24 protein-coding genes are annotated in these 20,191 nt (G+C 52.3%); 9 read left to right on the forward strand and 15 right to left on the reverse strand.

All coding sequences use genetic code 11. The features are described from left to right. Positions 1-28: 28 nt before the first annotated feature. Genes csgG through csgD form a run of 4 tightly spaced genes read right to left on the reverse strand, consistent with a single transcriptional unit; the run spans position 29 to position 2,376 of the window. Positions 29-862, reverse strand: coding sequence for a curli production assembly/transport protein CsgG (csgG, locus tag L384_RS07615; RefSeq protein WP_003858055.1), 834 nt, complete (start codon positions 860-862; stop codon positions 29-31). Between the two features lie 26 nt (positions 863-888). Continuing rightward, positions 889-1,305, reverse strand: coding sequence for a curli production assembly/transport protein CsgF (gene csgF, locus L384_RS07610; protein ID WP_003858054.1), 417 nt, complete (start codon positions 1,303-1,305; stop codon positions 889-891). A gap of 26 nt (positions 1,306-1,331) precedes the next feature. Then, complete coding sequence (gene csgE / locus L384_RS07605; protein WP_003858052.1) at positions 1,332-1,721, reverse strand: curli production assembly/transport protein CsgE; 390 nt, start codon at positions 1,719-1,721, stop codon at positions 1,332-1,334. Positions 1,722-1,725: 4 nt separating this feature from the next. After that, a complete protein-coding gene (gene csgD / locus L384_RS07600; protein ID WP_003858049.1) occupies positions 1,726-2,376 on the reverse strand; it encodes a biofilm master transcriptional regulator CsgD in 651 nt (216 codons plus the stop codon). A 743-nt stretch (positions 2,377-3,119) separates the two neighbouring features. Here csgD and csgB point away from each other — a divergent pair. The 5 genes from csgB (at position 3,120) to ymdB (ending at position 5,550) form a co-directional block, all read left to right on the forward strand. Then, positions 3,120-3,575, forward strand: coding sequence for a curli minor subunit CsgB (gene csgB / locus L384_RS07595; protein WP_023315797.1), 456 nt, complete (start codon positions 3,120-3,122; stop codon positions 3,573-3,575). A 39-nt stretch (positions 3,576-3,614) separates the two neighbouring features. Further along, positions 3,615-4,070, forward strand: coding sequence for a curli major subunit CsgA (csgA, locus tag L384_RS07590; RefSeq protein ID WP_003858043.1), 456 nt, complete (start codon positions 3,615-3,617; stop codon positions 4,068-4,070). A 56-nt stretch (positions 4,071-4,126) separates the two neighbouring features. Further along, a complete protein-coding gene (csgC, locus tag L384_RS07585) occupies positions 4,127-4,459 on the forward strand; it encodes a curli assembly chaperone CsgC (RefSeq protein WP_003858040.1) in 333 nt (110 codons plus the stop codon). A 153-nt stretch (positions 4,460-4,612) separates the two neighbouring features. Further along, positions 4,613-4,933, forward strand: coding sequence for a type 1 fimbrial protein (locus tag L384_RS07580; protein ID WP_003858038.1), 321 nt, complete (start codon positions 4,613-4,615; stop codon positions 4,931-4,933). Positions 4,934-5,013: 80 nt separating this feature from the next. Further along, positions 5,014-5,550 (forward strand): O-acetyl-ADP-ribose deacetylase, encoded by a 537-nt coding sequence (ymdB, locus tag L384_RS07575; RefSeq protein WP_023324442.1) that lies wholly within the window; start codon positions 5,014-5,016, stop codon positions 5,548-5,550. A gap of 41 nt (positions 5,551-5,591) precedes the next feature. Here ymdB and mdoC read toward each other — a convergent pair whose 3' ends face one another. Beyond that, positions 5,592-6,731: a glucans biosynthesis protein MdoC gene (gene mdoC / locus L384_RS07570; protein ID WP_023315799.1), complete on the reverse strand. Its 1,140-nt coding sequence runs from the start codon at positions 6,729-6,731 to the stop codon at positions 5,592-5,594. A gap of 255 nt (positions 6,732-6,986) precedes the next feature. Between mdoC and mdoG the strand changes: the two genes are divergently transcribed. The 3 genes from mdoG (at position 6,987) to L384_RS07555 (ending at position 11,373) form a co-directional block, all read left to right on the forward strand. Next, a complete protein-coding gene (mdoG, locus tag L384_RS07565) occupies positions 6,987-8,540 on the forward strand; it encodes a glucans biosynthesis protein MdoG (RefSeq protein WP_032608994.1) in 1,554 nt (517 codons plus the stop codon). Beyond that, entirely contained in the window at positions 8,533-11,061 is a 2,529-nt protein-coding gene (mdoH, locus tag L384_RS07560) for a glucans biosynthesis glucosyltransferase MdoH (RefSeq protein WP_015570846.1), read from the forward strand. The genes mdoG and mdoH overlap by 8 nt, the downstream gene beginning before the upstream one ends. Before the next feature lie 84 nt (positions 11,062-11,145). Then, positions 11,146-11,373, forward strand: a complete 228-nt coding sequence (locus tag L384_RS07555; RefSeq protein ID WP_003858030.1) for a YceK/YidQ family lipoprotein — start codon at positions 11,146-11,148, stop codon at positions 11,371-11,373. A gap of 7 nt (positions 11,374-11,380) precedes the next feature. On the opposite strand, the gene L384_RS07550 is transcribed toward L384_RS07555, so the two are convergent. The 3 genes from L384_RS07550 to L384_RS07540 form a co-directional block, all read right to left on the reverse strand. Next, entirely contained in the window at positions 11,381-11,755 is a 375-nt protein-coding gene (locus L384_RS07550) for a MysB family protein (protein ID WP_003858026.1), read from the reverse strand. 79 nt (positions 11,756-11,834) lie between these two features. Then, a complete protein-coding gene (mdtG, locus tag L384_RS07545; RefSeq protein ID WP_023324444.1) occupies positions 11,835-13,070 on the reverse strand; it encodes a multidrug efflux MFS transporter MdtG in 1,236 nt (411 codons plus the stop codon). 141 nt (positions 13,071-13,211) lie between these two features. Next, a complete protein-coding gene (locus L384_RS07540) occupies positions 13,212-14,138 on the reverse strand; it encodes a Kdo(2)-lipid IV(A) acyltransferase (RefSeq protein WP_003858019.1) in 927 nt (308 codons plus the stop codon). 218 nt (positions 14,139-14,356) lie between these two features. Between L384_RS07540 and L384_RS07535 the strand changes: the two genes are divergently transcribed. Continuing rightward, entirely contained in the window at positions 14,357-15,406 is a 1,050-nt protein-coding gene (locus L384_RS07535; RefSeq protein ID WP_003858018.1) for an oxygen-dependent tRNA uridine(34) hydroxylase TrhO, read from the forward strand. A 38-nt stretch (positions 15,407-15,444) separates the two neighbouring features. On the opposite strand, the gene L384_RS07530 is transcribed toward L384_RS07535, so the two are convergent. The 7 genes from L384_RS07530 to pyrC all read right to left on the reverse strand — a co-directional run bounded on the left by L384_RS07530 (position 15,445) and on the right by pyrC (position 20,106). Next, positions 15,445-16,023, reverse strand: a complete 579-nt coding sequence (locus tag L384_RS07530; RefSeq protein WP_022650779.1) for a YceI family protein — start codon at positions 16,021-16,023, stop codon at positions 15,445-15,447. A 1-nt stretch (position 16,024) separates the two neighbouring features. Then, on the reverse strand, positions 16,025-16,591 hold the full coding sequence (locus tag L384_RS07525; RefSeq protein WP_003858015.1) for a cytochrome b: 567 nt from the start codon (positions 16,589-16,591) through the stop codon (positions 16,025-16,027). Positions 16,592-16,816: 225 nt separating this feature from the next. Beyond that, positions 16,817-16,930 (reverse strand): YceO family protein, encoded by a 114-nt coding sequence (locus L384_RS07520; RefSeq protein ID WP_003858014.1) that lies wholly within the window; start codon positions 16,928-16,930, stop codon positions 16,817-16,819. Positions 16,931-16,980: 50 nt separating this feature from the next. Further along, on the reverse strand, positions 16,981-18,099 hold the full coding sequence (gene solA, locus L384_RS07515; RefSeq protein WP_023324445.1) for an N-methyl-L-tryptophan oxidase: 1,119 nt from the start codon (positions 18,097-18,099) through the stop codon (positions 16,981-16,983). A gap of 112 nt (positions 18,100-18,211) precedes the next feature. Beyond that, entirely contained in the window at positions 18,212-18,466 is a 255-nt protein-coding gene (gene bssS / locus L384_RS07510; RefSeq protein ID WP_003858012.1) for a biofilm formation regulator BssS, read from the reverse strand. Positions 18,467-18,739: 273 nt separating this feature from the next. Continuing rightward, positions 18,740-18,985, reverse strand: a complete 246-nt coding sequence (dinI, locus tag L384_RS07505) for a DNA damage-inducible protein I (RefSeq protein WP_003858011.1) — start codon at positions 18,983-18,985, stop codon at positions 18,740-18,742. Positions 18,986-19,059: 74 nt separating this feature from the next. Further along, positions 19,060-20,106 carry a dihydroorotase gene (pyrC, locus tag L384_RS07500; RefSeq protein WP_023315804.1) on the reverse strand — a complete coding sequence of 349 codons (1,047 nt, stop codon included), beginning with the start codon at positions 20,104-20,106 and terminating at the stop codon, positions 19,060-19,062. Positions 20,107-20,191: the final 85 nt, after the last annotated feature.

Raw genomic sequence — 20,191 nt, forward strand, 5'->3', positions numbered from 1 at the left:
AATTCTCGCCTTTTTTTTGCGCCGCTGATTATGACTCTGGCGGCACCGACATCTCACGATATTTCACCAGCACCGCATTACTCACGTCACTTTTATTCTGAAGATCCCACAAGCCGCGATCGATACCGTCATTAATCAGGAAAATCACGCCGGTTTCGATGGCCGACATCAGACACAGCATGACCGGCTCGTTAGAGGTATAGCCAATTTCACCCTCCAGCAGACGCTGGTAATCGATAAAGCGGAATACCCCGGCCTGCACTTCATAAGAGAGAATCGTTTTGCTGGTGGTCACCGAGGATAATATCTCACCCGTACTCACGTTAACCACGCGCAGGTTGACGGCAATCTGGTCCAGCTGATACTGCGTGTCGGCCCCGATGCCAAAGTAACGCGCACCCGCGCCACCCGATTTCACGTTACTTTCGTAGCCGATAATCGAGCCTTCCACCATGATATTGGCTGCGGTGAGAGACTGTAGCGGCATGCGGTTATTGACGCCAACGGTACCATTCTCCTGCGCGGCACGAATGATTTTTCGTTCGTTAAGCAGGTTTTGCAGCCCCTGACGTTCCAGCGGGATAAACCAGCGAGAATCTTTCAGGGCGGTAACCAGCATCGCGGTGGCGCTCTGCGGTACGGCTGTCGAGAAGTTACTGGCCGGATACGGTTTGAACTGACCCGTCTCATCCTGAATGTTATACACCGAGACGAATATCTTTCCGGTTGGGACCGGCAGATGCGTCAGATCCCGATAGCTCTGGGCACGAGGCATCAGGGTGGGTTTAGCGGCTTCTTTTGGCGGGGCAGTTAAACAACCGCTTAATAAGCACACTGCAACTAAAATAAAAAATCGCTGCATAATAATTGTCCTTATTTCGGGGTTGTTTAGAAATCAGTTGAACTGGTCTGCAAACCGGAAACCTGGATTGTCGACGTTTTACCGGTTTTTCGGTCTGTCACATTTAACTGAAGCTGCCCGTCTTTATTGGCAATATCGACGATAAAGTCGTTAGTGACCATCCGGCCGGGTTTTCCGGTATTAATGTTAGTTAATAAGCCACCTAATATTTGCGACTGGATGGCCTGAGTAAAATTATCCAGGGCTGACGGGGTCTCGATACCGAAATCATCGTCATAGCTGGGGTCTTTATAGGAGTTTTGAGCCTGAGCCTGGTTAAGCATAAAGGCTCCGTTATTCGGGTTGCCGCCAAAATTAGGGTTGCGGAACTGGAATGTCATATTTCCGGCCCAGCTCAACGGCGCAATGAGCATTAACGAAATCACTGTGTGTGCGAGACGCATTACAGCCTCCGAAATAGGTATCGTTGTTAGAACTCATCTTTTGCTAAATCGCCTGTGCTCAAAAGGGCTTTGTCTAACTGTAGGCGGTTAATAGCTTCTTCTGTTTGTGCCAGCGCGAAAGCGACGTTCTGATCGAAGTCTCTTTTCGTTGGGAATAAAAAAGTCTGGTAAATAACGTCCTGATTAGCGGTTATTGTGATCCAGCTTCCCCACCGCGCACTGGGCCGTTCGTTGATGGTTAAGTTACCCGGATAATCGCTTTCCCACTTATCGCTGAAGGCACGATAAAAATCGTGTCCGACAGAGGTGACGGTGTGGTCGGTTAACAGTCCGGGAACTTCTACCTCAACAGCCTGAAGGTTTCCGGCAGCAAGCATAATGCCTGCGGCGGCAATCCAACTTAAGGTGCGTTTCATGCTATTAACGCCTGAGGTTATCGTTTGCCCACGACACCGCCTGCGTGCGATTTTTAACAGCTATCTTTTTGAAAAGATTATAAAGATGCGTCTTAACCGTATTTTCGCTGATAAATAACGAACGGGCGATTTCAATATTTGAAGCACCAATACGCAGTTTGTTCAGGATCTCTTTCTCACGGTGCGTCAGAAGGGCCGATTCCGAACTGTTATAGCGATAATTTCCGGAGTGGGTAATGAGGTAGCTGGCCAGTTTCTGCGAGAAATAACACTCCCCCCGCAATATGCCCTGCAAACCCTCCACGACACGGTTTTCTTCTTCAGTGACGTAAAACACGCCGTTAATATGCGGCCAGCTCTCAATTTCGCGGAAAGGATACTCATCAGGCGTATTTAATAACAATACGCGGATATTATTGTTTTTCCTGCTTAAATTATCTTGCCAGTAATGAATGAGTTTTTTATCCGCTTCCATCATATCGAGAAGAATGATGCTGCCAGAAGCGATATCATCAAAAGAACGTTGAATATTATGCAGTTTCCCGTTAAGAGACAGGCATTGCTTTAAATGCTGCAATAACGCTGTCGCTTGTAAGGAAGGTTTTGTGATCAACAATAATGTATGACCGGGTAAGCTATGGACTTCATTAAACATGATGAAACCCCACGTTATTTATGACACCCGGCAGTTGCCCTCGTATTATTGAAAAGGGCACCAGAGGTACTGACAGGTGTGGCACTGCTGTGTGTAGTTAAAAAACCTTCCTCCAAAGGAGGCGGTAAAATTAAAAACAAATAACGTACTGCTGTTTTCAATCTAGCTATTGCAAACTTTAAAGCAAGTGTTAATCGTGTAACAGAATGTAAAATTAGATATTAATTTGTGTATATTGCAGGGCTAATAGATTTTAAGATAAGGGGAAAGTTGTACATGTGTATAAACGTGCACAGATTTTAAAAACCATAAAGTATATTATAATGGGTTGAATTATTTGGCTTTGTATTATTCTAAGCCAGCCGGTAAAAAGTATGATCTCTGCTAAAAACATAAGACTTCCCTAAGCCAGAATTTTTTCTTAAGAAAACTTGCTTCGTGTCACGCGCGTGGCAAAGGGCATTGTCTTTTTTGTCTGAAGAAGCCGGTGCAGGTTGGACAGTCTGTCTCGCTGTTGTACAAGCGCAGGAAGACATTTTTGGTTTCTGCTTTAGGCGTGTATCCCGTCGTTTCAGGCGAGATTTACGACTTTGAGGTGAAGGAGAATATAAAAATAAGGCGCACGGGTGAGATATTAAACATGTTTCGGCAGACATACTCTTTTCCGTAACGCGGAGTTAACAAAACGAATCGCGTTAACGGAGCAAGAGATACTTTTTTATAGCCAGGTCCAGGGTGACAGCATGAAAAACAAAACGTTGTTTATGATGTTTACATTACTGGGTGCGCCTGGGTTTGTAATCGCAGGTGATTCAGATTTAGCCAGTTCTGAATATAATTTTGCGATAAATGAATTAAGTAAAGCTTCATACAATCAGGCAGCCATTATTGGTCAACAGGGTTCAGGAAATAATTCTGATGTACGCCAGGGCGGTTCTAAATTGCTGTCCGTTATTTCTCAGGAGGGCGGGAATAACCGCGCGAATGTTGATCAGTCAGGGACGTATAACCTTGCTTATATCGATCAGACCGGCAACGGCAACGATGCGAGTATTAAGCAGGGCGCTTTTGGCAACACCGCCATGATTATCCAGAAAGGCTCGGGTAACAGGGCGAATATAACGCAGTATGGTACGCAGAAAACAGCAGTTGTAGTGCAGAGACAGTCGCAAATGGCTATTCGCGTTATTCAACGTTAGCGATGTGTGACGCCTTAATCAATCCGATGGGGGTTTACCATGAAACTTTTCAAAGTGGCAGTTATTGCAGCAATCGTAGTTTCTGGCAGTGCTTTCGCAGGTGCGGTACCACAATTTGGCGGCGGCCACGGTGGTGGCTGGGGTGGCGGCAATAACGGCCCTGACTCAACCCTGAGCATTTACCAGTACGGCGGCGGTAACTCCGCGCTTGCTTTGCAGACGGACGCCCGAGATTCTGAATTGACCATTACCCAACATGGTGGTGGTAACGGCGCAGATGTTGGCCAGGGCTCTGATGACAGTTCTATCGATCTGCTGCAAAAAGGCTTTGGTAACAGCGCCACCATCGACCAATGGAATAGCAAAGACTCTGTTATCAACGTGAAACAGTTCGGCGGCGGCAACGGCGCGGCGGTAGACCAGACAGCGTCCGGCTCAACGGTGACTGTGCACCAGGTTGGCTTTGGCAACAACGCGACCGCACACCAGTACTGATTCATTTCTGTACCAAAAAACAGGGCATGCGCCCTGTTTTTTTTCGGGAGGATCTCATGAGCACCTTCATTCTCCTTGCCGCGCTTGCCAGCCAGATAACGTTCAGCACCTCACAGCAGGCAAATATGACAACCATTATTCCTCAGGTCACGCTGGCAGACGCTTGCGAATGTCAGGTTGAGGTGTTATCTGTCCGACAGGGGCAGGGGGGACAAAGTACATCGCGGCAGAAAAATACTCTTTTTATACCCGCTAATCAGCCGATTGATTTAACGCGAATCAGTTTAAATATTCGCTCAGGGGATGCGGTAAAAATAATCGTCACCGTTTCCGATGGAAAATCGCTTCATTTATCACAGCAGTGGAACGCACCGGTAAGTGCGCTTTAATAATTCATGAAATCAATGATTTAATAAAGTGGCGGCGCTGCACAGGTAAGCTATGCTGATATCAAGAACCCAGTCATCGGGTTGCTTAAATTGATACTTCATAACGGAGCGTTTTTACCCCTCAAGGACGAATTTCATTGAGGAGTACAAATAATGTTCAAATCCGCAGCGTGTATTATTTCTGGTCTGGGACTGATCCTGTCCTCTTTTTTTTCTCCGGCTTATTCAGCAACTATAGAAAATGGTGGGGTGATTCATTTTCGTGGCGCGGTGGTCGCTGACCCGTGCGAAGTCACGCCCCGGCATCAGCAGTTTGCGATCTCCTGTCCGGAAAATAACCGTATGAAAACGCATACCATCAGTTATGACGAGGCGCTCCGGGGCCATCATCCTCATTCAGCTCTGGCCGCTGTCAGCATGAAATACCTGAATGAACAGAAAACGCTTGCGGTCGTTCAGGTGGATTACCGCTAACCGACGTTTTTTTCGCGGCAGTTTTTCTCCTTCTCCCTCTGCGATACACTGGTGAAAAAGGCGGGTTGCAGAGGGTGTTTATGAGACCGCAAATCGACGTTATTCATGGCGATATCACGACGGTGCGCGTTGACGTGATCGTCAACGCAGCCAATTCCTCCCTGATGGGTGGTGGCGGGGTGGACGGTGCCATTCACCGGGCCGCAGGCCCTCAACTCCTTGAAGCATGCAAAACCGTGCGTCAGCAGCAGGGAGAGTGCCCGCCGGGGCATGCTGTTATTACGCTTGCGGGCGATCTCCCGGCCAAAGCGGTGATCCATACCGTTGGACCCGTCTGGCACGGTGGCGACCGCCATGAGGCTGAGATTCTGGAGCAGGCGTATCGTAACTGCCTGCGGCTTGCGGCGGATAACGGGTATAAGACCATGGCGTTCCCCGCCATTAGCACCGGGGTGTTCGGCTATCCAAAGGAAGCGGCAGCTACAATCGCCGTGAATACCGTTTATCACTACCTTTCCCTCAAACCCATGCCGGAAAAAGTCATTTTTGTCTGTTTCGATGAGCACACCGCCGACCTGTATCAGCGGATTTTGACCGCGCGCAGCCAGGCATTTTGATGTCTGAAGTGCAAAAACGGCGCCCTGGAGGCGCCGTTTTGTTATCCCGCTTTAACCTGAGGTTTGCCTGAGAACAGGAAACGCAAAAGCGGGATCCGCAGGTGGATTTCATACAACACGATGGCAATGCCAACCACAAAGACCAGGCCGGTGAAGAAGCCCAGCGCATTCGAGGCGATATGCGGCGTAATGTACGCCCCGAAAAACAGCGTCAGCGGATGGTGAACCAGGTAGATAAACAGCGAAGCATTAACGAAATAGGTGACGCGACTGGATTTAAAATTCAGCAGACGATGGCCAAGGGCGAACACCACGTTCACCATCCACAGGCCCATCAGCATCGTTATAACGCTCTCTGTTTCATACATCCACGCGTCCCCGCTGCCATAGCGCTGATTGAGAAGATAGGCGGCAAAGGCCAGCGCAGCACCCACCGCACACCAGGGGGAGGGGGTGGTAAACAGCGCTTTAAGCCGGGGATGAATAAATGCCAGCGCCCCAATCAGGAAGAAGGGAATGTAGAACAGGGTCTGCATCACCACGAAATTAAACAGCCCATCGCTCAGAATGGGAGGGTAGACAATGAGCAGGGTACGCCTGATGGCGGCATACGCGACCCCCAGCGCAAGAAACAGCAGCGACAGCTTGCCCAGGGTGATGTTGGCGAAGAAGGTCGAGGATGTGGTGCTCGCGCGCTGACGCAGCTGGCTGAAGATCAGCAAACTCACCGTGGTTAGCACCACCAGTACCAGCAGGAACCAGAGGTGGGAAATAAGCTCCCAGACCAGGGTGTTGTATTTCTCATAGAAGGAGAGATTCGGCCAGTTTTCCGCCTTGCCTTTAACATGCTGCAACATGATGAACTGCGGCAGCGTCAGCAGCGGAATGGCCGTCAACATCGGTATGCCCACGCGCTCCACGCGCACTTTCCACCATCGCTTGAGGGGATAGCGCAAGAAGAGCATGTAAGAGAAATAACCGGAAATAACAAAAAACACCTGCATGCGGAAGGCATGGATAAAATCATTAAACAGCGTCAGCCACCAAGAGGGCATCTGGCTGTTCACGTGCCAGGTGTGGCTGGAATAGATCAGTGAAATATGAAAAGGGATCCCCAATAGCATGAGCCATGCGCGGATCGAGTCGAGGAAATATTCACGTTGTACAGGGGTTGTGCTCATATAACTTTGCGCATTCTCAGACTTTTCGCCTTATCCCTAAGGCTCATAATGGTTACATTCGGAGCCAACCCTACACCAAGACCGACACCCTGTCTCCAGGATAAGCACGCAAAGTGAAAAGCGGGTTCTTTCATTTGCTTAATCCATGAGCCAGCGAGCTGAACAAAGCAGTGATAATGTTGTCGGATTGCCTGAGTTTCCATTAAAATGGATCGGATCGATATAAGCACACAAAGGGGGAAGTGCTTACTTATTATGAAACATAAACCACAAATGATGAAAATGCGTTGGTTGGGTGTAGCAGTGCTGTTGTCACTGTATACCTCATCTGCACTGGCCTTTAACATCGATGATGTCGCAAAACAGGCAAAATCGATGGCGGGCAAGAGCTACGAAGCGCCAAAAAGTAACCTGCCCTCCGTTTTCCGCGACATGAAATACGCGGACTATCAGCAGATCCAGTTCAATCACGATAAAGCGTACTGGAACAATATTAAAACCCCGTTCAAGCTTGAATTTTACCACCAGGGTATGTACTTCGACACGCCAGTTGCCATCAATGAAGTGACGGCGACCGCGGTACGCAAAATCAAGTACAGCCCGGATTACTTCAATTTTGGCGATGTGCAACACGATAAAGACACGGTGAAAGACCTCGGCTTCGCAGGCTTCAAGGTGCTTTATCCGATTAACAGCAAAGATAAAAACGATGAAATCGTCAGCATGCTTGGCGCCAGCTACTTCCGCGTGATTGGCGCGGGGCAGGTGTACGGGCTTTCTGCGCGCGGTCTGGCAATTGATACCGCGCTGCCATCAGGTGAAGAATTTCCACGTTTTCGCGAGTTCTGGATCGAACGTCCAAAACCAACCGACAAACGTCTGACAATTTATGCGCTGCTGGACTCCCCTCGTGCGACCGGCGCTTATCGCTTCGTGATCATGCCAGGGCGTGACACGGTGGTTGACGTGCAGTCTAAAGTTTACCTGCGCGATAAAGTGGGCAAACTGGGCGTTGCACCGCTGACCAGTATGTTCCTGTTTGGGCCGAACCAGCCATCTCCGGCGACCAATTTCCGTCCTGAACTGCATGATTCCAATGGCCTCTCCATCCATGCCGGTAACGGCGAGTGGATCTGGCGTCCGCTGAACAACCCGAAACACCTCGCGGTCAGCAGCTTTGCGATGGAAAACCCGCAGGGCTTTGGTCTGCTGCAACGTGGCCGTCAGTTCTCCCGCTTTGAAGATCTGGATGACCGCTACGATCTGCGCCCAAGCGCCTGGGTTACGCCGAAAGGCGACTGGGGTAAAGGTAAGGTTGAGCTGGTTGAAATTCCAACCAACGATGAAACCAACGATAACATCGTGGCGTACTGGACACCGGATCAGCTGCCTGAAGCCGGTAAAGAGATGAACTTCAAGTATGCGATTACCTTCAGCCGTGACGAAGACAAGTTGCACGCACCGGATAACGCGTATGTGATGCAGACGCGTCGTTCAACGGGTGACGTGAAGCAGTCCAACCTGATTCGTCAGCCGGATGGCACGCTGGCATTTATCGTGGACTTCGCCGGGCAGGATATGAAAAAACTGGCGCCGGATACTGCCGTGACGGCACAGGCCAGCATTGGCGATAACGGTGAAATCGTTGAAAACGCCGTGCGGTACAACCCGGTCACCAAAGGGTGGCGTTTGACCCTGCGCGTGAAGGTGAAGGATCCGAAACAGACCACTGAAATGCGCGCCGCGCTGGTCAGTAACGATAAGCCGCTGAGTGAAACCTGGAGCTATCAGCTACCTGCCAATGAATAATACATCTGAATATATTGATGCCATGCCGCTGACGGACATTGAAAAAGCGGCGCTCCCTGCGAGCGACATCCGCGCGGTTCACACCGCGCTGGATGGTGAACATCGTCATTTTTCCCGTGATGATGATACGCCGCTGGGGTCAGTGAAGGCACGTCTGGAGCAGGCATGGCCGGACTCGCTGGCAGAAGGGCAGTTAATCAAGGATGACGAAGGGCGTGACCAGCTACAGGCGATGCCGAAGGCCACGCGTTCCTCCATGTTCCCCGATCCGTGGCGCACCAACCCGGTGGGCCGCTTCTGGGATCGTCTGCGTGGGCGTGACGTGACACCGCGCTATCTGTCACGTCTGACCAAAGAACAGCAGGCCTCCGAGCAGAAATGGCGTACCGTAGGAACGATTCGTCGTTACATTCTGCTGCTGCTGACGCTGGCGCAGACGGTTGTCGCCACCTGGTACATGAAAACCATTCTGCCGTACCAGGGCTGGGCGTTGATTAACCCTGCTGACATGATTGGCCAGGATATCTGGGTCTCCTTCATGCAGCTGCTGCCGTATATTTTACAGAGCGGCATTCTTCTGCTGTTCGCCGTGCTGTTCTGTTGGGTCTCCGCCGGGTTCTGGACGGCGCTGATGGGCTTCCTGCAACTGCTGATGGGGCGTGACAAATACAGCATTTCCGCGTCGACGGTCGGGGATGAACCCCTCAATCCTGAGCACCGTACCGCGCTGATCATGCCTATCTGTAACGAAGACGTTGACCGCGTATTCGCCGGGCTGCGTGCCACCTGGGAGTCCGTGAAGGCGACCGGTAACGCGGCGCATTTCGACGTCTATATCCTGAGCGACAGCTACAACCCGGATATTTGCGTGGCAGAGCAAAAAGCCTGGATGGAGCTGATTGCCGAGGTGCAGGGGGAAGGGCAGATCTTCTACCGCCGTCGTCGTCGTCGTGTTAAGCGTAAGAGCGGGAACATTGATGACTTCTGTCGTCGCTGGGGTAACCAGTACAGCTACATGGTGGTTCTGGATGCGGACTCCGTGATGAGCGGCGACTGCCTGAGCGGGCTGGTCCGTCTGATGGAAGCCAACCCGAACGCGGGTATTATTCAGTCCTCGCCAAAAGCGTCAGGTATGGACACGCTGTATGCGCGCTGCCAGCAGTTTGCGACTCGCGTCTACGGGCCGCTGTTTACTGCCGGTCTGCACTTCTGGCAGCTGGGTGAATCTCACTACTGGGGCCACAACGCCATTATCCGCGTGAAGCCATTCATCGAGCACTGTGCCCTGGCGCCGCTGCCGGGTGAAGGGTCGTTTGCCGGGTCCATTCTGTCGCATGACTTTGTGGAAGCTGCTCTGATGCGTCGTGCAGGGTGGGGCGTCTGGATTGCCTACGATCTGCCTGGCTCGTATGAAGAGCTGCCGCCGAACCTGCTGGATGAGCTCAAACGCGACCGCCGCTGGTGTCACGGTAACCTGATGAACTTCCGCCTGTTCCTGGTGAAAGGGATGCACCCTGTTCACCGTGCGGTGTTCCTGACGGGCGTTATGTCCTATCTGTCTGCGCCGCTGTGGTTTATGTTCCTGGCACTCTCGACCGCGTTGCAGGTTGTGCATGCTCTGACGGAGCCGCAATACTTCCTGCAACCGCGCCAGCTGTTCCCGGTGTGGCCGCAGTGGCGTCCGGAGCTGGCGATTGCGCTGTTCGCGTCGACCATGGTGCTGCTGTTCCTGCCTAAGCTGCTCAGTATCATTCTGATCTGGTGCAAAGGTTCGAAGGAGTACGGTGGTTTCTGCCGCGTGACCCTTTCACTGCTGCTGGAAGTGCTGTTCTCGGTCCTGCTGGCGCCGGTGCGTATGCTGTTCCATACGGTGTTTGTGGTGAGCGCGTTCCTGGGATGGGAAGTGGTGTGGAATTCACCGCAGCGTGACGATGACTCTACGCCGTGGAGTGAGGCCTTTATGCGCCACGGCTCTCAGCTGCTGCTGGGCCTGGTGTGGGCCGTTGGTATGGCCTGGCTGGATCTGCGTTTCCTGTTCTGGCTGGCGCCAATCGTCTTCTCGCTGATCCTGTCGCCGTTTGTGTCGGTGATCTCCAGCCGTTCCACGGTGGGCCTGCGTACCAAACGCTGGAAGCTGTTCCTGATCCCGGAAGAGTATTCTCCGCCGCAGGTGCTGGTGGATACGGATACCTATCTGGAGCAGAACCGCAAACGCACGCTGGATGATGGCTTTATGCACGCCGTGTTTAACCCGTCATTCAACGCGCTGGCAACCGCGATGGCGACGGCGCGTCACCGCGCCAGCCAGGTGCTGGAGATCGCCCGCGATCGCCACGTTGAGCAGGCGCTGAACGAGACGCCAGAAAAGCTTAACCGCGACCGTCGTCTGGTGCTGTTGAGCGATCCGGTGACGATGGCACGGCTTCACTACCGCGTGTGGTCCGCGCCGGAGAGATACTCTTCGTGGGTGAACTACTATAAGGACGTTAAGCTGAATCCGCTGGCACTGAAGGCGAAGTAAGTTGTTAAGTAGGGCGGGTAAGCGAAGCGCCACCCGCCAAATGAAATACCGGCTTAATCGCCGGTATTTTTTTAGAGGTCAGACATGAAAGTAATCATTGTCGTCATGATGGCATGCCTGCTCAGCGGCTGCGGCAGCATTATCAGCCGCACCATCCCCGGGCAGGGCCACGGGAATCAATACTACCCCGGCGTACAGTGGGACGTTCGCGATTCCGCATGGCGCTATCTCACCGTGCTCGATCTGCCGTTTTCGCTGATTTTCGACACGCTGCTGCTGCCCATTGATGCCAGTCACGGCCCTTACGAGTAACGGGAGCTCATCGCTCGTCCCATTCGTCCGCTGCGGCCTGACCCTCTTCGGTATCCAGCGGCGGTTCGAGCTGAAACTCGCCTTCGTCCCATTCGTGCAGCGTATTTTCTTCCAGCCACTCCTGACGTAACTCAATTTCGTCATAGTCGCCGTCGAATACCGCCTGTGCACCTTCACCACTCAGTATCGGCAGACATTCACCATCTTCACCTTCATCAGCAAAGAATTCGGCCTGCCACATAATATCGCCGTCCTGTAGGACGTATTTTTGGATATTGAGTTGTTGCACGTCAGCATCTTCTTCCTCAATGCCGGGATTATCGGCGAGGAACTCTTCGCGAGCGGCATCAATTGCTTCTTCCAGCGTGGCGTACATGGTCATTGGTGTCTCCCTGTTTTTCGTGAAGGTATTCAGGGAAAGAATAGCTGATTATGTGATTTTGCAAGTATGAATGCGAGAATTAGCCGTCACGATGTTGTCTTATTCGCCCCGGGCGTAGCGCCCGGGATAAGCTGAGCCACGAATAAACGGCGTTGAACAGCACGACGCCTGCCGTCACGATAAAGACCGCCCGGAAACCGAAACTGGCTGAAATCCCCGCACCGACCAGCGGCCCGGTGACGTTACCCAGATCGCGAAACGACTGGTTATAGCTGAAAATACGACCGGCTATCTGGTTGGTGGAATTATAGACCAGCAGCGTCTGCACGGCCGGGAGCAGTGCGCCATCGGCAGCCCCCAGCAGGAAGCGCAGGACGCCGAGCTGCCAGGGAGACTGCACCATCGCCATGGGGATCAGCAGCAGGACGGAGACGATCAGGGCGCAGATCAGGATCTTTTCCGGGCCGATACGGTCTCCCAGCTTGCCGAGCCGCGGCGCGCTCAGTAGCGCCGCCACACCGGGAACAGAGGCGATCAGGCCGCTGATAAAGGCGATATTGCTGACGTTTCCCGCCAGATCGCGGACATAGAGCGTCAGAATAGGCGCGATTGAACCGGTGGCCACTTGGATAATCATGGTGGTCACAAACAGACTCAGCACCAGCTTTGGGTTTTTCAGCGAGGCCAGTACATCCCGGGCGTGCAGCATCTCTTTTTTAGCTACCGGCGCGAAATTCTCCCGGATACAGATAAGCGTCACCAGGAAGCAGAGGAACAGCACGCTGGCGGTAATGAAGAATACCGGCCGCAGTCCGTAGTGGTCGGCCAGCAGCCCGCCCGCCAGCGGGCCCAGCAGTGCGCCACTTACGCCGCCAGTAGAGAGCGTGCCCAACGCCCAGCCGCTTTTCTGGCGCGGGATTTGGGTGGCGATCAGGGCGTTGGCGTTAGGGATAAATCCCCCGAGCAGACCCAGGAGTGCGCGTAATATCAGGAACTGCCAGACGTTCTGCGCCATCCCCATCAGCAGCATAATGATCGCCATGCCGAGCGCGGAGCGCAGCAGCATAATTTTGCGGCCTTTGCGATCCGCCAGCCCACCCCAGAAAGGCGACGCAATGGCGGAGAACAGGAACGTAATGCTGAACACCAGGCCGGACCACATATTCAGGGCGCTATGTCCGGTGACGCCGAGCTGTTCAACGTAGAGGGGCAGGAAAGGCATCACCAGGCTAAAGGCGGCGCCAGTAAGAAAACAACCCAGCCACGCAACCGTCAGGTTACGTTTCCAGTTTATGGGAGCATCTGTGGGGGACATAACTATCCGCATAATGAGGTGCAGGGCACCGTGACCAGTGAGGTAATAAGCCTGCTAATTATGCGCCCGGGGTATGATTGCCGCAATGACGGGGAGCTTTTAAAGCTAAAACAACATGCGGCCCGGATGGCCGCATGCAGATTAATAACGTGAAGGGACGCCCTGAGGCCGGGTTTTAAAGCGGCGATGCAGCCACATGTACTGCTCCGGGGCGAGCATAATGCATTTCTCGACAACGCCGTTCATCCAGCGGGCGGTGGTTTCCGCATCAATCAGCGGTGGCGCGAGCTCCGGCTCCAGCATGATGAGCTGATAGCCTGAACCGTCTGGTTTACGGCGCGGTACAAACGGCACGATAGCCGCTTTGGACATTCGCGCCAGCATCCAGGTCCCGGTGGTCGTCGCTGCATCTTCCACCGCAAAGAACGGAACAAACACGCTGGATTGCGGGCCATAGTCATGATCCGGGGCGTACCAGACCACTTCACCTGATTTCAGGGCGCGGATCATCCCTTTCAGGTCTTTTCGGTCGATCATGCTTTTATTGGAGCGCATACGTCCGTTGGTCTGGATCAAATCGATCACCGGATTATCGTTAGGACGATAAACGCCAATACCGGGCGCCTGCATGCCGAACATGCGTGCGCCAATTTCGAGCGTCAGAAAATGAACGCCAATCAGCAGGACGCCAGTCTGGTTGGCCTGAAGAGTATGCACTGGCTCCATGCCGGTCCCGGCCACTTCCGTCCAGCGCGCCATGCGCTTATCCGACCAGAACCAGGCCATACCGGTCTCCATCAGCCCCATGCCGACAGATTCGAAGTTTTTAACCACCATGTCGTGGCGCTCAGATTCACTCATCTGAGGAAAGCAAAGCTCAAGGTTGCGATACGCGATCCTGGCGCGACGCTTCATAAACTGCTGAGCAATGCGACCCAGCCCTTTACCCATGCGGAAAATGACGGGATAAGGCAGCTGTACAATTAGCCACAACAAGCCAATGCCTGACCATGTTAACCAATAGCGGGGATGCAAAAGCGCGGCAGTAAATTTCGGTAACTGGGTCATGTCTGTCCTGTGTTCTAACGTCCTGAAAGGCTATTGTCTCATTTTTTAAGGCATAGCCAAAATGTCTGTCATCGAAACATGAAAGAATATGCAAATGTTAAGTCTGATTAATCAGATTGACTGAAATGTAGCGTAAATTGTGTGGATGTAAATTGTCTTTGTTTGCTATATCATGCCGACCGATTTTTATTTCTCAACGATTGCAGGACTTGTACACCATGCCAGTGTTACACAACCGCGTTTCGAATGAGATGTTGAAAGCGCGTATGTTGGCCGAAACCGAACCGCGCACAACGATCTCTTTCTATAAGTATTTCACCATCGACGATCCACAGGCGACCCGCGATGCGCTTTACCAGGCTTTCACCGCCCTGAACGTGTTTGGTCGCGTCTATCTGGCGCGTGAGGGGATTAACGCGCAGATCAGCGTGCCGGAAAGCAAGGTCAGCGCCTTCCGCGATCTCCTTTACGGGTTTGATCCGGCGCTTAACGGCTTACGCCTGAATATTGCGCTGGATGATGACGGTAAATCATTCTGGGTGCTGCGCATGAAGGTGCGCGAGCGTATTGTGGCGGATGGCATTGACGATCCGAGCTTCAATGCTGCTAATGTGGGGGAATACCTGAAGGCCGCTGAAGTGAACGCGATGCTCGACGATCCGGATGCGGTGTTCATCGATATGCGTAACCACTACGAATATGAAGTGGGGCACTTCGAGAATGCGATGGAAATTCCTGCCGACACCTTCCGCGAGCAACTGCCGAAAGCGGTTGAGATGATGCAGGAGCATAAAGACAAAAAGATTGTGATGTACTGTACCGGGGGGATCCGCTGTGAAAAAGCCAGCGCCTGGATGAAGCACAACGGGTTTAATAAAGTCTGGCACATTGAGGGTGGGATTATCGAGTATGCCCGCCGCGCCCGTGAGCAGGGTTTACCGGTGCGTTTTATCGGTAAGAACTTTGTGTTTGATGAGCGTATGGGCGAGCGAATTTCAGAGGACGTGATCGCGCACTGCCACCAGTGCGGAACACCGTGCGATACGCATACCAACTGCAAAAACGACGGGTGTCATCTGCTGTTTATTCAGTGCCCTGCATGTGCCGAGAAGTTTAATGGCTGCTGTAGCGAGCTGTGCAGTGAAGAGAGTATGTTGCCTGAAGAAGAGCAACGTCGTCGCCGTGCCGGACGCGAGAACGGGAATAAGATCTTTAATAAATCCCGGGGCCGACTGAATACCAAACTGGGTATTCCGGACCCGGAGTAAAACACTGCCCGGCGGCTCACAAGCCTGCCGGGCCTGTTTTATGACTTCTGCTGAACGCCTTCCACCGAAATAATCAGCTCTACATCCTGCGATGCCGGGCCTAAATCCGTGGTGATATTAAAATCTTTCAGATGAATTTTGCCTGCGGCTTCAAAGCCAGCACGTTTTCCGCCCCATGGATCGTCACCCTGTCCAATTAATTTGGCATCCAGTGTGACCGGTTTTGTTACGCCGTTCAGCGTGAGATTACCGGTAATAGCCAGTTTATCACCGTCTTTCTTCACCTCTGTCGACGCGAAAGTAGCTTGCGGGAATTTGCCCACGTTCAGGAATTCAGCGCTGCGCAGATGTTTATCACGCTCGGCGTGATTAGTGTCGACGCTGTTGGTATTAATGGTGACGTTCACTTTATCGGCAGCAGGGTTTTTCTCGTCGAAAGTAAATGTGCCATCGAAATCATTGAACGTGCCATATAACCAGCTGTAACCCAGATGCTGAATACGGAAATTGACGAAGGCATGCTGGCCCTCTTTATCAATTTTATAGTCGGCGGCCAGGGCCGAACCGGTAGTAAATAACAGCGAACCTAATGCGATACCCAACAGGCGTTTTTTCATTTTATGCTCCAGAGTCAACTGACGAACGGCCAAGCATGCGCTTCAGCGTATCGTCTTTATCAATAAAGTGGTGTTTCAGGGCCGCAAGGCCATGCAGGACAGACAAGATCACTACGCTCCATGCCAGCCACAAATGAACCACACCTGCGGTGTCAGCCTGTGAACCGGCGTCAGCCAGCGTGGCTGGGACATCAAAAAGCCCAAATACGCTGATCGGTTTGCCGTCTGCGGTCGAAATGAGATAGCCGCTGATCAGAATGGCGAACAGCAGGGCATAGAGTGCGATATGCGCGCCAACAGCGCTTATGCGGGTAAGTCGGCCATGGCTTTTGGGCGCAGGAGGGGGCGGAGAGATATGTCGCCAGATCACGCGAAAAACCAGACCCATCATCAGCAGAACCCCAATGCTTTTGTGCAATTCGGGGGCCTGATGATACCAACCGTCATAATAGCTTAATGTCACCATCCAGAGGCCGAGACCAAACATGGCATAGACGGCAATTGCAAATAGCCAGTGTAAACACATGGATATTATTCCGTAGCGACGGGAGGAGTTACGCCATTGCATATGAATTTCCGTTCTCAAATGACTGAGCAATAAAAATGGACGGGTTAAATAAATAATGCAACTGAAAAAAATGAATAATGTATTTTATTTAATTTATTTCAGCGAATTTGAATGTGTTTCCGCAATGTATTTCAATCGCTTCGTTCAATAAATTTGAGGCGACGTTTTTTAAAAATATAAGTTAAATAAATTTAAAGGAGTGTCAATAAACGTCAGCGAGAACGTTCAGAAGAATACAATATAGATAACGTCAATGATCGCCAGTAGCGACCAAAGAACAATGTAGAGCATGAAATGCTCGCGGATGTTATTGATAAGGTAATTCACCAGTCTGCGCATCATGCCCCTCTCGCTAAACAGGCCCCGGTTACTCGGAGCCTGAAGAGGTATTATCGATCAAAGCGCGAGAGCGCGAAGGGCTTGAGATCAAACGAAGGCGCTTTCCCCTGAGCAAACTGGGCGGCGATTTCACCTAACACAGAGGCAAATTTAAACCCGTGACCGCTGAGCCCGGTTACGAGCAGGGTGTTGTCGTGCCCCGGCAGGGTGTCGATGATAAAGTCTTCATCCGGGGTGTTGTCGTAGGTGCACGCTGCGCCGTAAAGCAACCCGCCTACGCCCGGCAGGATATTACGCAGGAACGTGAAGGCTTCGGAACCATCCTGCGGATAAGCTCCGTACGGTTTGCGTTCTTCCGCAGAGGAAATTACCTGCCCGCCGTTATGTTTGCCAATCTTGAGCGCGTCTTTTTCCGAGGGGAAACCGTAGAACTGGTCGCCATTGGGTAACTCGCCTGTAAACGCCGGGAATTTGTTCTGGCTGCTGTAACGCCCGTCAGACTGGAACCAGGAGAAGACTTTTCGTACCGGCTGGATGGGCAGGTCCGGCAGCAGTTTCGTCACCCACGTTCCCGCACTCACCAGCAGACGCGTGGCGGTATATTCACCTTCAGAGGTGGTGACGGTTGAACCCTCTGCATGGTGGGTGATGCCCGTGACCGGACAGTTGAACAACTGCGCGCAGCCCGCTTTGGCGGCGAGATCAATCCAGGTCTTAATGGCCGTTTCGCTGTGCAGTACGCCAGAGTTGGCTTCAAACAACCCAATGTAGTCTTCAGGGACAGAAATTTCCGGCCAGCGCGCCATGATGCCGTTCGCATCCAGACGCTCGACGTCCAGGCGGTAGGCTTTCGCGCTCTCCTCGACGGTCGCCAGAAACGTGGAGCTTGCTGGCCCCAGGTTAACGACCCCGGTGCGCTCAAAAATGCGTTCTTCGGTGAGGGCGGCCAGCTCATCCCACAGCGTCTGAGCCCGAAGCACCAGCGGTACATAGCGCTCACCTTCGCCATAAGCGTGACGGATCAGACGGGTATCGCCGTGATGGCTTCCTTCAGAGTGGGGGGGACGATGGGCGTCAATCATCAGCACATTCAGACCCGCCTGCGTGGCGTAATAACCGGCGGCAGATCCTACGGAGCCGCTTCCGATAATGATCAAATCGTATTTCATAGGCTTCTCTTTACTAACGCTTTGTTAGCAGAGTAATTAACTATGTAGGCTTATACAAGAACGAAATAAATAAGGCACCGCGAGGGTGCCTGTTGAGTGAAGAGGCGTAAGATTAATGCCGTTTATACTCATTTTCCTGGTAGTCGCCAGATTCTATTTTTGCGATGCCTGCTTCCAAAATAGAGATAAACTGACGGGCGACGTCTGTTGTAAGCCACAGCGTCTGTCCAACTTCCGCTTCATCACGGTTTAGCTGATTTGGGGTCTGGTAGTGCAAACGCAGCATCAGCGCATCGTAGCTGTCTACGGTGCTGATATCCCAGCCAACAAGCGGATGGGTCTGGATCACTTCACTATTCTTTTCCATTATAACCCCCTTAATGCGTGTTAGAAGACAACGACTTTGAGGTTCAATGCATGTTTTTCTGAAAGCAATTTCAGTATATCAATTAATAAGGGTTCAGCAGGAAAAAATAAACGGGTAGCAACACATTTTTCTGCTTTTTAGGATTGTTCGAACAATAAAACGCCATCTTGTTCACGATTTTCTAAGAAGATGCTGAAATATTTTGAACTTTCAGGAGACGAAACGAAAAAAAGCCGGGGCGACCCGGCAAAAAACACAATGAGGGAGCAAATTTTAATCAGTGATGAACCAGTCGTCGGCGCTTTCCCATGTTTCCTGCAAAATTTCGCTGATGCGTTCTTTGTCTTCTTTCGCACCGCCGATGACGGAAAGATGGTTTGCTGTCGCATAACGTACCGTTACGGCGCCATCGTTTTCAGGAAAAGTGCTGTTAATACGTCGGGATAGTTCACCCGCCAGAGCGTCGAGTGCGCCAGCAGGCAGGACGGTGGATTTGGCAATGGTGACTTCAATACGCATAAATGCCCCCTGTGTAATATACTGTTTATTTATACAGTTATATTGTCGGTTTGACAACAGGGGGCGACAGTTTTTTAGCGTTTTACCGTCCAGTTTACGGTTTCACCGGCCAGGAAGGGGATCAGCGTATCGTCGGTGAGCGCAATCGACGCTTCAACCTGGCTTTCTTTGCGCTCCAGCTCAATGAACGTGTCATTGATCGGCAGACCGTAGAAACGCGGGCCGTTAAGGGAGCAGAAGGCTTCGAAATGGTCTAACGCATTCATCTCTTCAAACACGGTTGCGTAACTTGCCAGGGCGGTCGGGGCGTTAAAGCAGCCTGCACAGCCGCAACTCGCCTCTTTACGGTGACGGGCATGCGGGGCGGAATCCGTGCCGAGGAACGCGCGCGGGAAGCCGCTGGCGACCAGCTCACGTAGCGCCTGCTGGTGGATGTTGCGCTTGAGGATCGGCAGACAATACAGATGTGGGCGAACGCCGCCCACCAGCATGTGGTTACGGTTAAACATCAGGTGCTGCGGGGTGATGGTGGCGGCAATCAGCTCGTTTCCATCCCGGACATACTCTGCGGCATCTTTAGTCGTAATGTGTTCAAACACCACTTTCAGCCCCGGAAGACGCTGGCGCAGCGGCTCCATGACCGTTTCGATAAAACGTGCTTCGCGATCGAAAATATCAATGTCAGCGTGGGTCACTTCCCCGTGCACCAGCAGCGGCATGCCCAGTTTTTGCATACGCTCCAGAACGGGCATGATGGCGTCGATACTGGTCACCCCATGGCTGGAGTTGGTGGTGGCATTCGCCGGGTAGAGCTTCGCGGCGGTGAACACACCTTCGTTAAACCCGCGCTCAACCTCATTGGGATCCAGCGAGTCCGTCAGGTAGCAGGTCATCAACGGGGTAAAATCGTGCCCGGCCGGAACGGCGTCAAGGATACGCTGGCGATAGGCAATCGCGGCCTCGACGGTAGTGACTGGCGGAACCAGGTTAGGCATAACAATCGCACGGCCATAAATTTCGCTGGTATACGGCACGACGGTTTTCAGCATGTCGCCATCACGAAGATGGATATGCCAGTCGTCTGGGCGGCGGATTTTGAGAACCTGGGATTGTACAGTCATGGAAGCTCCGGCTTGAAAGAGATCAGTCATAAGATGGCTGTTTTTGCCGGACACAAATCATAAGCGGAAACGTTTTCGTTTGCAC

It is taken from the genome of Enterobacter sp. MGH 38 (genome assembly GCF_000492855.1).
GTDB classification, from domain to species: domain Bacteria; phylum Pseudomonadota; class Gammaproteobacteria; order Enterobacterales; family Enterobacteriaceae; genus Enterobacter; species Enterobacter hormaechei_C.